The organism is Frigoribacterium sp. Leaf263, from assembly GCF_001422285.1.
Lineage (GTDB): Bacteria > Actinomycetota > Actinomycetes > Actinomycetales > Microbacteriaceae > Frigoribacterium.
Window position 1 is genome coordinate 32,909 of record NZ_LMMO01000009.1, and the last position, 12,645, is coordinate 45,553.

Annotated in this window: 15 protein-coding genes; 12 read left to right on the forward strand and 3 right to left on the reverse strand. The window is 68.4% G+C overall.

Annotated features, from left to right (window positions below; all coding sequences use genetic code 11):
* The 4 genes from ASF17_RS14970 to ASF17_RS15695 all read left to right on the forward strand — a co-directional run bounded on the left by ASF17_RS14970 (position 1) and on the right by ASF17_RS15695 (position 4,107).
* Entirely contained in the window at positions 1-1,449 is a 1,449-nt protein-coding gene (locus ASF17_RS14970; RefSeq protein ID WP_200913513.1) for an MSMEG_0567/sll0787 family protein, read from the forward strand.
* A 71-nt stretch (positions 1,450-1,520) separates the two neighbouring features.
* Positions 1,521-1,949, forward strand: a complete 429-nt coding sequence (locus ASF17_RS14975; RefSeq protein WP_156357477.1) for a cupin domain-containing protein — start codon at positions 1,521-1,523, stop codon at positions 1,947-1,949.
* A 259-nt stretch (positions 1,950-2,208) separates the two neighbouring features.
* Positions 2,209-2,778 carry a recombinase family protein gene (locus ASF17_RS14980; protein ID WP_055802067.1) on the forward strand — a complete coding sequence of 190 codons (570 nt, stop codon included), beginning with the start codon at positions 2,209-2,211 and terminating at the stop codon, positions 2,776-2,778.
* A 171-nt stretch (positions 2,779-2,949) separates the two neighbouring features.
* Positions 2,950-4,107, forward strand: a complete 1,158-nt coding sequence (locus tag ASF17_RS15695) for a hypothetical protein (protein ID WP_156357478.1) — start codon at positions 2,950-2,952, stop codon at positions 4,105-4,107.
* A 157-nt stretch (positions 4,108-4,264) separates the two neighbouring features.
* Here the strand turns inward: ASF17_RS15695 and ASF17_RS15700 are convergent, their stop codons facing one another.
* Positions 4,265-4,888, reverse strand: a complete 624-nt coding sequence (locus ASF17_RS15700; protein ID WP_156357479.1) for a hypothetical protein — start codon at positions 4,886-4,888, stop codon at positions 4,265-4,267.
* A gap of 291 nt (positions 4,889-5,179) precedes the next feature.
* Here ASF17_RS15700 and ASF17_RS15705 point away from each other — a divergent pair, with 291 nt between their 5' ends.
* The 7 genes from ASF17_RS15705 to ASF17_RS15005 all read left to right on the forward strand — a co-directional run bounded on the left by ASF17_RS15705 (position 5,180) and on the right by ASF17_RS15005 (position 10,190).
* Positions 5,180-5,917 carry a hypothetical protein gene (locus ASF17_RS15705; RefSeq protein WP_156357480.1) on the forward strand — a complete coding sequence of 246 codons (738 nt, stop codon included), beginning with the start codon at positions 5,180-5,182 and terminating at the stop codon, positions 5,915-5,917.
* Positions 5,918-6,042: 125 nt separating this feature from the next.
* Complete coding sequence (locus tag ASF17_RS15710; protein WP_156357481.1) at positions 6,043-6,258, forward strand: hypothetical protein; 216 nt, start codon at positions 6,043-6,045, stop codon at positions 6,256-6,258.
* A 191-nt stretch (positions 6,259-6,449) separates the two neighbouring features.
* Positions 6,450-7,184 (forward strand): ABC transporter ATP-binding protein, encoded by a 735-nt coding sequence (locus ASF17_RS14990; protein ID WP_055802073.1) that lies wholly within the window; start codon positions 6,450-6,452, stop codon positions 7,182-7,184.
* Positions 7,184-8,008, forward strand: a complete 825-nt coding sequence (locus ASF17_RS14995) for a hypothetical protein (protein ID WP_055802077.1) — start codon at positions 7,184-7,186, stop codon at positions 8,006-8,008. Before ASF17_RS14990 ends, ASF17_RS14995 begins: the two co-directional genes overlap by 1 nt.
* Positions 8,001-8,168 carry a hypothetical protein gene (locus ASF17_RS15715; protein ID WP_156357482.1) on the forward strand — a complete coding sequence of 56 codons (168 nt, stop codon included), beginning with the start codon at positions 8,001-8,003 and terminating at the stop codon, positions 8,166-8,168. Before ASF17_RS14995 ends, ASF17_RS15715 begins: the two co-directional genes overlap by 8 nt.
* A gap of 91 nt (positions 8,169-8,259) precedes the next feature.
* Positions 8,260-9,525 (forward strand): sensor histidine kinase, encoded by a 1,266-nt coding sequence (locus tag ASF17_RS15000; protein ID WP_055802080.1) that lies wholly within the window; start codon positions 8,260-8,262, stop codon positions 9,523-9,525.
* Positions 9,522-10,190 (forward strand): response regulator transcription factor, encoded by a 669-nt coding sequence (locus ASF17_RS15005; protein ID WP_055802082.1) that lies wholly within the window; start codon positions 9,522-9,524, stop codon positions 10,188-10,190. The genes ASF17_RS15000 and ASF17_RS15005 overlap by 4 nt, the downstream gene beginning before the upstream one ends.
* Positions 10,191-10,250: 60 nt before the next feature.
* On the opposite strand, the gene ASF17_RS15010 is transcribed toward ASF17_RS15005, so the two are convergent.
* Positions 10,251-11,096 (reverse strand): helix-turn-helix transcriptional regulator, encoded by an 846-nt coding sequence (locus tag ASF17_RS15010; protein WP_235476678.1) that lies wholly within the window; start codon positions 11,094-11,096, stop codon positions 10,251-10,253.
* 100 nt (positions 11,097-11,196) lie between these two features.
* Between ASF17_RS15010 and ASF17_RS15015 the strand changes: the two genes are divergently transcribed.
* Entirely contained in the window at positions 11,197-12,168 is a 972-nt protein-coding gene (locus ASF17_RS15015) for an SDR family NAD(P)-dependent oxidoreductase (protein ID WP_082475454.1), read from the forward strand.
* Between the two features lie 111 nt (positions 12,169-12,279).
* On the opposite strand, the gene ASF17_RS15020 is transcribed toward ASF17_RS15015, so the two are convergent.
* Positions 12,280-12,513: a hypothetical protein gene (locus tag ASF17_RS15020; RefSeq protein ID WP_055802085.1), complete on the reverse strand. Its 234-nt coding sequence runs from the start codon at positions 12,511-12,513 to the stop codon at positions 12,280-12,282.
* Between the last annotated feature and the right edge of the window lie 132 nt (positions 12,514-12,645).

Below are 12,645 nucleotides of genomic sequence, written 5' to 3' on the forward strand. Positions count from 1 at the left end.
GTGGCGCTGCTCGACGTGCCGGCCCTGATGGGGCCCCGGGTCGTGGTACCGCCCGCCGAGTTCCTCATCGGGATCGCCGACGGGCGCGACCTGGAGGCGTACCGCCGCCTGCGCCACGTCGCGTTCGTCGACGAGCAGGGCCTGTTCGACGGCAGCGACCAGGACGACCTCGACGACGACCCGCGCACGATCGTGCTCGTCGCCCGGGCAGGCACCGTCATCGTCGGCGGTGTGCGCCTCGCCCCCGAGGGCGAGCGGGACATCGGCTGGTGGACGGGGTCCCGGCTCGTCGTGGCGCCCGCCGCCCGCAGCGCGCTCGGCATCGGTTCCGCCCTCGTCCGTGCTGCATCAGCCCTGGCCGAGCAGCTCGGCGTCGTCCGCTTCGATGCGACCGTGCAGGTGCGCAGCTCGGTGCTCTTCCGCCGCCTCGGCTGGGAGACCACCGGCACCTGCGTGATCGGCGGGGTCGACCACCTGCGGATGCGCTGGCCGATCGACCGCTACCAGCGTCTCGTCGACGCGACCAAGACGCTCCTCGAGACCGTGCTCGAACCGCACACGGCATGGGCGTCATCGCCCGTCGGCGCCCTCGGCGGCCCCGGCTGGGTGGGCGACGACGGCGCCCCCGTGCCCGGGACCGACGTGGTCGCCGCATGCGACGCGATCCTCCCGTCCATGGTCGAGCGTGACCCTGAATGGGCCGGCTGGTGCGGCGTGCTCGTCAACGTCAACGACCTCAGTGCCATGGGCGCGACGCCCGTGGGGATCCTCGACGCGGTCGGCGGCCGAGACGCCGCGCTCGTCCGCCGGGTGATGACCGGCCTGCGGCGCGGCGCCGAGGCATGGGGAGTCCCACTGCTCGGCGGCCACACGCAGGTCGGGGTGCCGGCCGCCCTGAGCGTGACGGCCCTGGGACGCACGGCGCACCCCGTGCCGGGTGGTGGCGGTCGCTACGGCGATGCACTCAGCCTCACGATCGATGTGACGGGGGCATGGCGCGAAGGTCAGCACGGCACCCAATGGAACTCCACCGAGGGGCGCCGCTCGCACGAGCTGCGTGACCTGGCCGGCACCGTGGCACGAGCCCGCCCGGCAGCGGCGAAGGACGTCAGCATGGCGGGGATCGTCGGTACCGTCGGCATGCTGGCCGAGGCCAGCGGCTACGGCGCGGTCGTCGACGTCGCGTCCGTGCCCACACCCGTGGTGCCGAACCCCGGAGGTGCCGGGCACGGGGTGAGGGACGTCACGATGGGCGACTGGCTGAGCTGCTTCCCGGGGTTCGGCATGGTGACCGCCGACCGCGCTGGGGAGTCCCGGATGCATTCGTCGCACGCGGAGACCGCCGAGGTGGGCGTGCTCACCCTCGAGCGCGGCGTCCAGCTGCGCTGGCCGGACGGCGTCACGACTCGAGCCGTCACAGGCGGCGTGACCGGTCTCGGGCCCGCCTGACCGCACCACGATCGCTGACACGTTCCGCCGCTCCTCACACGCCGAGCATGACCTCCCCCGAAAGGATCGCCATGACCGAGATCACGGACAAGGCCGAGACCGTTCCGACCAACCAGACAGACGTCATCGTCGCCGATTCGAGCCGGATGCCGTGGGAGACGTTCCTCGTGCCCCAGACCGGGGCCGAGCTGCCGAGCAAGAGCCTCTTCAGCGACCCCGACACCGGCATGCAGGTGATGATGCTCCGCTACGCGGCGGGCTTCACGAACACGTGGCACACCCACCCTCATGCCCACGGGATGTACGTCCTCGACGGAGTGCTGAACACGCACCGGGGGCAGTACGGGCCGGGCAACTTCGTCTGGTTCCCCGAGGGTGGGTGGATGGAGCACGGGGCGACCGCGGACAACGACGTGACGTTCCTCTTCATCACGAACAAACCATTCGGAATCGTCTACGCGAGTGACGATGATCAGCCGTATCCGATGTTCGACGCCTGAGCAGATGGGGCGGCTTCCGCGGAGTCTTCCCGCCCTGGAAGCACTCGGGCGGGGCGTCGATCCGGTCGCGAGTCTGCAGCCGGTGTCTCTGTCTGCGGTGACGAATCCCTCTGGCTGTCCGACAGGCGGTCGTTCATCGGGACACCTGCTCGAGCTGCTCCTGACCGGCTCAGATCAAGTGGCGTCTGGCCTGCGTATTCGCATATGCCTGTCCCGCAAAAATGCCCGGTGACGGGGGTCTAAACGCTACAGTCGTCGGTTGCTCATCGGATACGCCCGCGTCTCGACCTCGGGACAAGATCTCGCAGCACAGCGTGATGGTCTTGCAGCGCTCGGTGTTGACGATCAACACGTGCACGTTGACCACGGCTTGTCGGGGACGACTCGAGCGCGGCCCGGCCTCCGCGAGGCCCTCGCTGCGTGCCGCGCCGGCGACGTCCTGGTCGTCACCAAGCTCGACCGTCTCGCTCGCTCACTTCGGGACGCGACAGACATCGCGGATGAGCTGACGAAGAAGGGTGTCGCCCTGAATCTCGGGGGAGCGGTCTACGACCCCACCGACCCCGTCGGCCGACTCTTGTTCAACGTGCTCGGCATGGTCGCCGAGTTCGAGGCGGACCTCATCCGAGCCCGCACCCGCGAGGGCATGGCGATCGCCAAGGCCGCAGGCAAGCTCCGCGGCCGCAAACCCAAGCTCACCCCCTCGCAGGAAAAGCACCTCGTGCAGCTCCACCGCACCGGCGCACACACCACAAGCGAGATCGCGGAGCTCTTCGGCGTCGCCCGATCGACGGTCTACCGCGCGATCCAACGCGCCGAGACGTCCTAACCATAGAGCTGCGCGCTGCCCTGCACATTTCCCGTTCAAGACGCTTGTTGCCGGCTTCTATGGAGTGCAGGTGCTGTGTAGATTCAGGGAATGGGCAAAGCGTCGCGACGTAAGCAAGAAAAGGCCCACGCTCGAGCACAGGTAGACCCATCTGGGAATCTGACTCTCATCGTGGCCACGACTCCTGCTTCAACTCAGGAGGGTCTCTCCGTTCTTGAAGACGTCCGTCTGACTCGTGCAGCGTTGCTTTATGCCGATCGAGTGGAGCTCTGGTCACCGGCGGCCTCGTTCATTGCGGTCATGGCAGCCGGGGTGCAGCAGGATCCGTTGACGCTCCTCGAAGCTCTAGACCAGATGTCCGATGAGCAGCTTCGGAACTTCAAGGCTGACCCAGACCAACTCCGTCCGATGGTGCGCGAAGTGCGCCGCTGGAGTCAGATGCCCAGAAGTGAGCGGCGGGGAGTTCCCGTTGCCCAACGTAAGGCGTTTGAGGCAGCGACCGGATCGATTGTTGAGATGGCCCGAGGCGAGTCCTCCGTGCTTTCGAATCTCGACGATCAATGGCGAGCGGGGGGTGGAACGGAACTCAATGAAGCAGCAGAGGCCGGCCTGCTAGATATTCGGTACCCACAGTGGATCACCGGTGCGAACTCAGGTCGACACATGGAGGCTTACGTCGAGGAACTCAGAGAATTGATTGCGGTACCGAGTAAGCATGTTCTTTTCGACGAGCAAATGGCTAGGTTGCTCGCGAGCTTTGAGAAGGAAGGACGTGGTCAAGCGTCCCCTCAAGCACTAGCAAACGCTGCAGATGCTGGGGCCGGAACGCACTTCATTGAGCGACTTAGTGCCTTCCCGGACGCGTCCATGACGTCCGTCCTCGAGGCTCGGCTCGAGCTTGCCGATGAGCTGATCCACTACCGCCGTGGGATAGCGGAAGTCACCAAGCGATTGAGTGTCGATGCCATCGATCCTGGCTTCGACGCTGAGGTTCAGCGAGTTTGGCGAACCGATGTCGAGCCGGCACTGGTCGACCTGCGGAATGCAGTTGGGGGGTCTCGTATTGCACGGGAAACTGCAGGCGCGCTAGCTGGCGACAAGAGTTTCGTGGGGGCGGTCCTGGGTGTTCCTAGCCTCTGGTTTGGGCTGCCGGCGTTTGCACCCGAGGCGCCAGACGCCCTCGCCATCGCAACCTCGATCGCCGCGGCAGCCGTCGCGAGCGTACGGGCCGTCCAGACTCGTAGTGAACGTCTTGAGGCAGCTCCTAGAAGAGATCTTCTCTACCTCCTCTCGCTCGACAAGCAGTTGGCCACGAGACCATCTCCATAACTCGCCCTATAGGGGATCCTTCACCGAGATCGATTCCGAAATGATCTATCGAGACGATCTGGGCTCAGCAACTACGGGGGAGTGGCCGCTGCCCTCGGGCGTCTGGTGACGGATCGCGTACCGGGCGTCCGACGGTGGAGCAGACACGTCTCCAGGTTCACTTTCGCTCGAAGACTGATTGAACATGCTTGTCGAACGCCGCCTGCATATGCCCCACGTTTGTTACAGCTGCACGTGTCGCTCTGTCTTGTGGTGTCGCCCGGAGCCAAGCGCCGAGCACCGCGAAACCAACCGCTGCAACATTGCGCACGATTTCACGGTGAGTGCCCCAAGGGCCTAGCTTCGTTATTTCGGGCGCTTCGTTCATCACGAGCATGCACAGGAGAACTTCCTTGCGTGTTGCATCGTCGGTGATCAACTCGGCATCCACGCTCAGCTCGGAGAGCGACCTCCACCACAGCGGAAACTCTTCTTCGAAGGTCCGCGTGTATAGAACCTCGCGCCACTCGTCCTCGGCTATCTGCACCCGCTGGGCGTCTGTCTCATCCGGCTCGACGGTGTTCGAATGGGCTTTCTGGAACAACTCGACGAGGCGGAGAACTGCTTCACGCTCGGTGTCGCGCCGTCGCGCTTCTCGATCCGCGGTAAGCCTTTCGACTTCTCGCTTCGCGGACTGCCTGTCCCGGACAGCGGCACGTCGATTCGCATCTATGGCTATAACTGCGCCAAATACAGCGGCGGCGGTCCCAGGTATCCAGGTCAAATCAGGGGGCGGTGGCATGAGCCAATCGTAGGGAGGCTATCGATGGCGGCGCGACCGCGTCGTGTGATAACTAGATCGCCGACCACAAAATCCTGCCTGCGCAGGTGACAGGAATTCGGCTCAGGTCGCCGAGCTCGTGGACGTGGCCTATCCGTCGGGTGTGCCCGATAGGGGATCAACTGCCGGTCCCCGCGCTCTAGGGGTGGGGTGGCATCTTGGGTCTGCGCGAAAGTGGAGTTGGTGTGGGGTGTGGACGCCGCGCAAATGCCTACATCGCATTCGGCCTCTTGATGCGTGGAGAATGGCTTCATGAGCGACGAAGTCTTTCCCGACCGTTCAACTGTCCAGAGTGCCGTTGTTGGAGTCGCTATGGCTGCTGCAAGCCAGGTGCCCGGCCTCGGTATTGTCCTGGGCGGCATCCAGGCAGCTATCGAGACTCGACGACAAGAGGTCCAAGACGAGTACCTGGCTTCGCTCGCAGCGCGAGTGCGATGGTTAGAAGAGCAGAACGGCGAAACTCGGTTCAATCCGGCGGACCCGAGCTTCTACGCGGCAGTGAACAGGCTTTTACGTGCCGCTCACGAGTCCGCGGACGACGAGAAGCGACGACTCCTTGCAGAAGCTGCCGCAGGAATCGGCGCAAGCAGCGCGGCTGTACCGGAGCAGCAGGAACGTTTTATTGACTGGGCGGCACGTCTCAGGCCCTGGCATATCCGTCTACTCGTGGCCTTCGACAACCCCGCCGGTTGGATCGCATCTCACGGCGGAGACCCGGAGAAGTATGAGCAGACGACATTTGCGTCCCTCCACACTTTCATTCGCGACGACATCGCTGGCGGTGACGGAGAGCTGAAGGGACACCTCACTGACATGGTCGCCGAACTGGATCGCGAAGGGCTCTTGACCCTCCCTGCTCGTATCCTAGAAACGACCACGACGGGCTCCGCGCTCACGCACATCCGGACGACTGAGCAGGGGCGGCGGTTCCTGCAGTTCCTTGGAACTGGCCAAAGACGCACGGGAGAAGTTGGCAACGAGCCTTTCTAGCGCTTTTGCCGTACGTAGAGTCCGACGGTGGTTCAACACAGGTGCTGACGCTGCTCCAGCATCGTCCCGATAGGGAATCGTCTATCGGACGCGGGGTCCTAAACAAAGATCTCTAGGCTGACCGCATGAGGAACGAGCCGACCCCTGCACAACGCCGCAGACTCCGTCCCCTGATCACGCTCGGTTCACTCGTTCTTGCGCTGAGCGTGGGAATACCGTTGGTCATCCTCGGCGTGCCGCAAGTGGTCGCCATCATTGGCGGAATCGTCGTGTTCCTGATCGCACAGCAAACAGCGAGCCGTTGGCTGTCTACGGCCCCATCCACACCCGACGAGGAATGAACCGGCGGGTGATGCCGTAGCCCATCCATTACCGGCCCTACTGCGTCACGACGGGCGGTGACCAGGGTGGTCGGCCGTGAATGCTGGCCCGCCGCCTGATTCGACGTCGTCGGGCTTACTGGCCAGAAGGACGGGAGGAGCTGTGCCAGCGGCGGGGGTGCCGCGGGGCTTGTGTCGCGAGGGTGGACAGCATGAACGAACCGACCCCCCTGCCCCTCGAGGTGCGCGGACTCCGCAAGGCCCACCGCGGCCGCCCCCGCGTCGCCGACGTCTCCTTCTCCGTCCGTCCCGGCCATGTCGTGGGCCTGCTCGGCCCCAACGGCGCGGGCAAGACCACGACCATCCGTCTTCTCCTCGATCTCGTCTCCCGGGACGGAGGTGACGCTCTCGTCCTCGGCGCCCCCTACCGCGAGCTGGTGCACCCGGCTCAGCAGGTGGGCGTGGTCCTCGACGCCGGCGGCCTGCACCCGGCCCGCACGGGCCGACAGCACCTGGCGATCGCTGCCCTGCGGGCTGGGGTCGGCGCCGACCGTGTCGCTGCGGTCCTCGCCGAGGTCGGGATGAGTCAGGACGCCGACCGCCGTGCCGGCACGTATTCGCTCGGCATGCGCCAGCGGATCGCGATCGCCGCGGCTCTGCTCGGCGAGCCGCGCCTCCTCGTCCTCGACGAGCCCGCGAACGGTCTCGATCCCGCGGGCATGCACTGGCTCCGTCAGAGGCTCCGTGCGTTCGCGGCCGACGGGGGCTCCGTGCTGGTGTCGTCGCACCTGCTGTCGGACATCCAGGAGATCGCCGACGACGTGGTGGTCATCACCGAGGGCCGTGTCGTGGCCGAGGCCACGATGGCCGATGTGCTCGCCGACCCGACCGGGACCCTCGAGGGCTACTACCTCGAGGTCACCGGCACCGAAGGGGTGGTGCGCTGATGTTACGCGCGGAGATCCTCGGGCTCGTCACCACGACGGCCACCAAGGTCGCCGCCGTCGTCGCGCTGCTGGGCCTGGTCATGACCCAGCTCGTGTTCGTCGTCCTCCTCCCCGCCCTTGCCACGGGTCAGGTCGGCCCGGGGGCCGAAGCCCTCGGCGATGATCTTCCCGTCGTCGACCTGACGGCCGCGGCGACGCAGCTCGACGCTCTCTCTCCGCTCGGGACAACGCTCGGCGGCGGGTCGATCGGCCTGGCGCTCGTCGCGGTCGTGCTGTTGGGGGTCCTCGCGGGGACGAGCGACGACCGGCACGGCGGCATCGTTGGCGCCGTCCTCGCGAGCCCTCGTCGCAGCCGTGTCGTCGTGGCGAAGGCCACCGCCGTCGGCGCCGGCGCAACGGTCGTCGGGATCGTGCTGGCGATCGTCAGCCTGCTCACCCTGATCGGTTCCCTCGCGCTGACCGCGACGCCCTTCACCGCAGCCACCGGCGCCGTCGTCGCGACATCGGCACGCGGGGTCCTCGCCATCACCTGCCTCGCGGTCATCGGCCTCGCGGTCGGCATCCTCTGCCGATCCCAGCTCACGGGGGTGCTCGTCACGATCGGCGCCCTCGTCGCCGAACCCATCGTCGCCGCCGTCGCCCAGCTCGTCGGCGGGGGAGCGGCGGCCTCGTGGACGCAGTTCCTGCCCGTCGCCCTCGCGCAGTCCGTCATCCACGGAGGCGCGGGCACGGTCGGCGGAGGGGTCGCGATCGCTGCGCTCCTGGCGCTCACGGCCGTGGCCCTCGTCGCGGCGTCCGTGGCGCTGTCTCGACGCGATGTCTGAGCGAGAGGGGCGGCCCCGCAACCGCACGAAGGTCGTCGTCGTCGTGGTCGCCTCGGTGCTGATCGTCGGCGCGGTCGTGTCCGGCATCTGGTCCCGTGTGTCCGGTCCGACCGGGGAGCCGGCGTGGATCGGCGTGATCGAGACGATGACGGGCCTGTGATGTTCCTCGCGAGCAGGGCACGATGACCTCCGCCGCCCGCCCTGACGCCGACCCCACCGGGGGTCGGCGTCGGTCGTGGTTGACTCGTCCCATGGATCCGCAGCCGCGTCGCGCACCCGCGTCGCGCCTCCGGTCGGCGTTCCCGTCGTTACTGGTCGCGGCCGTCGCGCTCGGGTACGTCGCGCTGGATCTCGGGGGCGAGCAGATCCCCGCGACGGTGCCCGGCGACGTGCCGCCCCTGGTGCACGCGGCCCTCGTGCTCGTTCAGGCGCTGTCGCTGCTGGCGCACCGGCATCGGCCGTTCGCCGTGCTCGCAGTCGTCGTCGCCGCCGATCTCGTCGTCCTCGCCACCACGGAGGGTGAGCTCGGCATCGGCGCCCTGGGCGTCGTCGTCGCTGCGTACACGGTCGCCCGCCGAGTCGACCGCACCGCCCGGCTCGTCGCGCTCGTGGCCGCGGCGTCCGCGACCGCCCTGGTCGGGGCGGCGGCGATGGTCGTCGGCCCGCTGGGTTCGCCCGGCGGGGTCGTGCTCGCGACCGCGGCGGCCCGGGTCGTCGTGCTGTACCTGCTGCCGGCGGTGGCCGCCGAGCAGGTGCGTGGTCGTGAGCGCCTCCGGGAGGCGCTCGAGGCGCAGGAGCGCTCGGTGGAGCGGGAGCGGCGGGAGGATGCCGACCGCGCCGTGCGGTCGGAGCGTGCCGCTCTCGCCCGTGAGCTGCACGACATCGCCGGCCACCACCTGTCCGGGATCATCGTCGGGGCGCAGGCGGCCACGGCCCTGGTCGTCAGCGACCCCGAGCGGGCGCGGGAGATGCTCCGCACCGTGCAGGACGACGCCCGCATCACGCTCGGCGATCTCCGCCGCACCGTCGGCCTGCTGCGCGACGATGAGCCCGAGGCGTCGGGGCGGCCCGTCGCGGCGCCCACCATGGCCGGCATCGAGGGGCTCGCGGAGGCGGCACGCGAGCGCGGCCAGGACGTCACGACGATCGTCGAGGGCGAACCGCGCCGGCTCGGCCCCCTGGCCGAGGCGACCGCCTACCGGATGGTGCAGGAGTCACTCGCCAATGCCGCACGGCACGCCCCGGGAGCGCCCTGCCGTGTCGCCGTGACCTGGACGGACGACCAGGTCGAGGTGGTGGCGCGGAACGAGGCCGCCGATCCGGCCCTGATCGCCCTGGGCACTAGCACGGGCACGGCTACGGGCACGGAAAGGAGCCGGGGCACCGGCTATGGACTCGCCGGTATGGCCGAGCGCGCCGAACTCGTCGGCGCCCGGCTGACGACGGGCCCCGACCGGCACCACGGCGGCTGGACGAACCGACTCGTCCTCATCGGCGACACAGGGCGCGCCTCGTGATCCGCGTCGTGGTCGCCGACGACCAGATGGTCGTCCGGGCCGGGCTGTCCGTCGTGCTGGGCGCCGTCGACGACCTCGAGGTGGTCGGCCAGGCCATCGACGGGGCCGAGGCCGTCAGCCTCGCCCGCAACCTGCGCCCCGACGTGGTGTGCATGGACATCCGCATGCCCGGCACGGACGGCATCACCGCCACCCGGCAGATCACTGCCGACCCGACCATCGACGCGGGAGTGCTGGTCCTCACGACCTTCGACGTCGACGCTGACGTCTTCGCCGCGCTCGAGGCGGGCGCAGCCGGGTTCCTCCTCAAGGGCACGGACGAGGCCACCTTGGTGAGCGCCGTCCGATCGGTCGCGGCTGGGGAGGGCACGCTCGATCAGAGGCTCACCCGCCGCGTGCTCCGAGAGTTCGGCGAGCGTCGCGCAGGCGCCGTGGGGCGGGCGACGCGTGAGAACGCGGAGGGTGCCGGGCTCACCGCTCGTGAGCTCGAGGTGCTGCAGCTGCTCGCTCTGGGGTCGTCGAATGCGGAGATCGCGCAGAGCCTGTTCGTCGAGCTGACGACCGTGAAGTACCACCTCGCCGGGCTTCTTCAGAAGACCGGTTCCCGCGACCGGCTGCAGGCAGTCCTCTGGGGCATCAGAGCCGGACTCGTGCAGGTCGGCTGAACGACGACCCTGGCCATGCGCGTCCACAGGAGACGACGGTGAGCGATCGCTGCCCGGGCGCTACTGGCTGATCCTCGACGTCTCCACGGCGCCCACCGACAGCAGCACCAGCGCGCGCGCCGTCCCCGAGCCGGCTTCGCAGCCGTAGACGACGAGCTGCAGGCCCGGCGCCCCCTGCACGGCGAAGGTGTGGGCGTCGAAGTCGAGCCGCCCGACCTCGTCGTGCGCGAACCGCTTTCCTGTGGTCGTCTTGCGCTGGACTCGCTGCGTGCTCCACAGCTCGGCGAAGTCGGGGCTCGCGTCGTTCACGTCAGCGACCAGGCGAAGGAGGCGAGGGTCGGCCCCGAACTCCGTGGTCGCGGCCCGCAGGCTCGCGACGGTCGAGTCGGCGGCTCTGGCCCAGTCGACGTGGAAGCGCCGCGCCACCGGGTCGAGGAAGGTCATCCGTACAAGGTTGTCGAACCGTTCGAAGGGTGCGTACACCGCTCGGGCCAGGGCGTTGGCGGCCAAGACGTCGTGCACCGGGTCGATCACGAACGCGGGGTGCGTGGACCACGAGTCGAGCAGCTGCCCGAGGGCGGGCGTCACCGACCTCGCGACGCGGGGGAGTCGCGACGGAGCCATCAGCCCTGCCAGCGCGAAGAGGTGGTCGCGCTCGTCGCCCTCGAGCTCGAGCCCGTCAGCGATGCCCACGAGCACCGCCGCTCCGGGGCTGACCTCCCGCCCCTGCTCGAGGCGGGTGTAGTAGTCGACGCTGAGGCCCCCCAGCACCGCTACCTCCTCGCGTCGCAGCCCGGGCACCCGGCGCACGCCGCCGCCGGGCAGCCCGAGCGACTCCGGGACGAGGCGGCCGCGGACGGCACGCAGGTACGAGGCGAGGGTCAGGTCATCGGCGGGCAGGGTCACGGGACCAGGGTAGGTGGCCGGCACCGCGCCTCCCTGGCCCTGGCGCACCCCGGAAGGACAGGGCACGGGGCCCCGGATCGCAGGCGCCGAGAGTATCGGCATGGACACCACCAGCACAGCCCTGCCTGCCCACCCGTACCTCGGCCTCTGGGTCACGGCCGACGGCCGCATCCGTCACGAGCTGCGGGCCGACGGCCGCTACGTCGAGGCCCGCGGCGACCGCGAGGCGGCCTACGTCGGCCGCTACGAGGTCGACGGCGACCACATCGACTACCGCGACGACACCGGCTTCACCGCGGACGGCGACTTCCGCGACGACGTCCTGCACCATGCGGGCATGGTCCTGCATCGACGGAAGGTCGTCCTCGTGACGGGCGCCTCCAGCGGCATCGGGCGTGCGACGGCCGTCCGCCTCGCCGCGGCCGGCCACTCCGTCGTGCTCGGAGCCCGGCGCACCGACCGCCTCGACGCAGTCGTCACCGAGATCGAGGAGGCGGGCGGCACGGCGATGGCGGTGCCGCTCGACGTCACCGAAATCGCATCGGTGCAGGGCTTCGCGACGGCTGCACTAAGACGTTTCGGGCGGATCGACGTGCTCGTCGCGAACGCCGGCGTGATGCCGCTCTCGCCCCTGGCATCGGGCCTGGTCGACGAGTGGGACCGGATGATCGACGTCAACGTGCGAGGCCTCCTGCACAGCATCACGGCGACGTTGCCCGCCATGCTCGCGCAGGGCACGGGCCACGTCGTGACCATCGCGTCCGTCGGAGCGTACGACGTCTCGCCCACGGCTGCCGTCTACTGCGGCACGAAGTTCGCAGCGCGAGCGATCACCGAGGGGCTTCGCCTGGAGTCGCCGCGCGGGATCCGGGTGACGACCGTCTCGCCCGGCGTCACCGAGTCCGAGCTCGCGTCCACGATCACCGACGCCTCCGCAGCCGCCGCGATGGACGTCTACCGCGCCGAGTCGATCTCAGCCGACGCGATCGCCCGCGCCGTCTTGTACGCCGTGGCCGAGAGGCCCGACGTCGATGTCAACGAGATCGTCGTGCGCCCTACCGCGCAACGCTGAGTCGCTCCCCGACGCACCGGCGGTTCGTCCAGCGGACGTCGGGAGAGATGGCCGGTGTCACCGTTCGGGCGTCTCAGTCCCGATAGCCGATCGGGCTACGGACGGGCGGGGTCAGGCCGTCTTGGCAAGCTCGCGCTGTTCTACTGACCGAAGTTTCAACCGGGTGTAGATGAAAAGGGCTACGTTCACGGCCGTGAAGATGATCCCGAGCCCCATACCTGTGAAGCCGTTGAGGTCAGTACGAGCATCGAGTACCGCGAACAACACGAAGATGGCCAGCCATGCCACCGCGCTGATCAGAGCTAGGCGTGCTCGCCCTTTGTGCTTCTTGATATCGGGACTCATGACGTCAGCGTAGGGGCGACGCTGGCGTCTCGATAGACGATGGCTTACGCGGACACTCGCGGGGTACCCGGTGCTCGCAAAAGAGCGACCAACCAGACGAGCAGCGTCGCAGGGATGAGCAGTTCTATCAGC

What these genes read in the sequence shown, in the direction of transcription:
- ASF17_RS14975 (WP_156357477.1), top strand. Translation starts at nt 1,521, where the DNA reads ATGACCGAGATCACGGACAAGGCCGAGACCGTTCCGACCAACCAGACA.
- ASF17_RS15710 (WP_156357481.1), top strand. Translation starts at nt 6,043, where the DNA reads ATGAGGAACGAGCCGACCCCTGCACAACGCCGCAGACTCCGTCCCCTG.
- ASF17_RS15705 (WP_156357480.1), top strand. Translation starts at nt 5,180, where the DNA reads ATGAGCGACGAAGTCTTTCCCGACCGTTCAACTGTCCAGAGTGCCGTT.
- ASF17_RS14995 (WP_055802077.1), top strand. Translation starts at nt 7,184, where the DNA reads ATGTTACGCGCGGAGATCCTCGGGCTCGTCACCACGACGGCCACCAAG.
- ASF17_RS14990 (WP_055802073.1), top strand. Translation starts at nt 6,450, where the DNA reads ATGAACGAACCGACCCCCCTGCCCCTCGAGGTGCGCGGACTCCGCAAG.
- ASF17_RS15020 (WP_055802085.1), bottom strand. Translation starts at nt 12,513, where the DNA reads ATGAGTCCCGATATCAAGAAGCACAAAGGGCGAGCACGCCTAGCTCTG.
- ASF17_RS15000 (WP_055802080.1), top strand. Translation starts at nt 8,260, where the DNA reads ATGGATCCGCAGCCGCGTCGCGCACCCGCGTCGCGCCTCCGGTCGGCG.
- ASF17_RS15700 (WP_156357479.1), bottom strand. Translation starts at nt 4,888, where the DNA reads ATGCCACCGCCCCCTGATTTGACCTGGATACCTGGGACCGCCGCCGCT.
- ASF17_RS15015 (WP_082475454.1), top strand. Translation starts at nt 11,197, where the DNA reads ATGGACACCACCAGCACAGCCCTGCCTGCCCACCCGTACCTCGGCCTC.
- ASF17_RS15715 (WP_156357482.1), top strand. Translation starts at nt 8,001, where the DNA reads ATGTCTGAGCGAGAGGGGCGGCCCCGCAACCGCACGAAGGTCGTCGTC.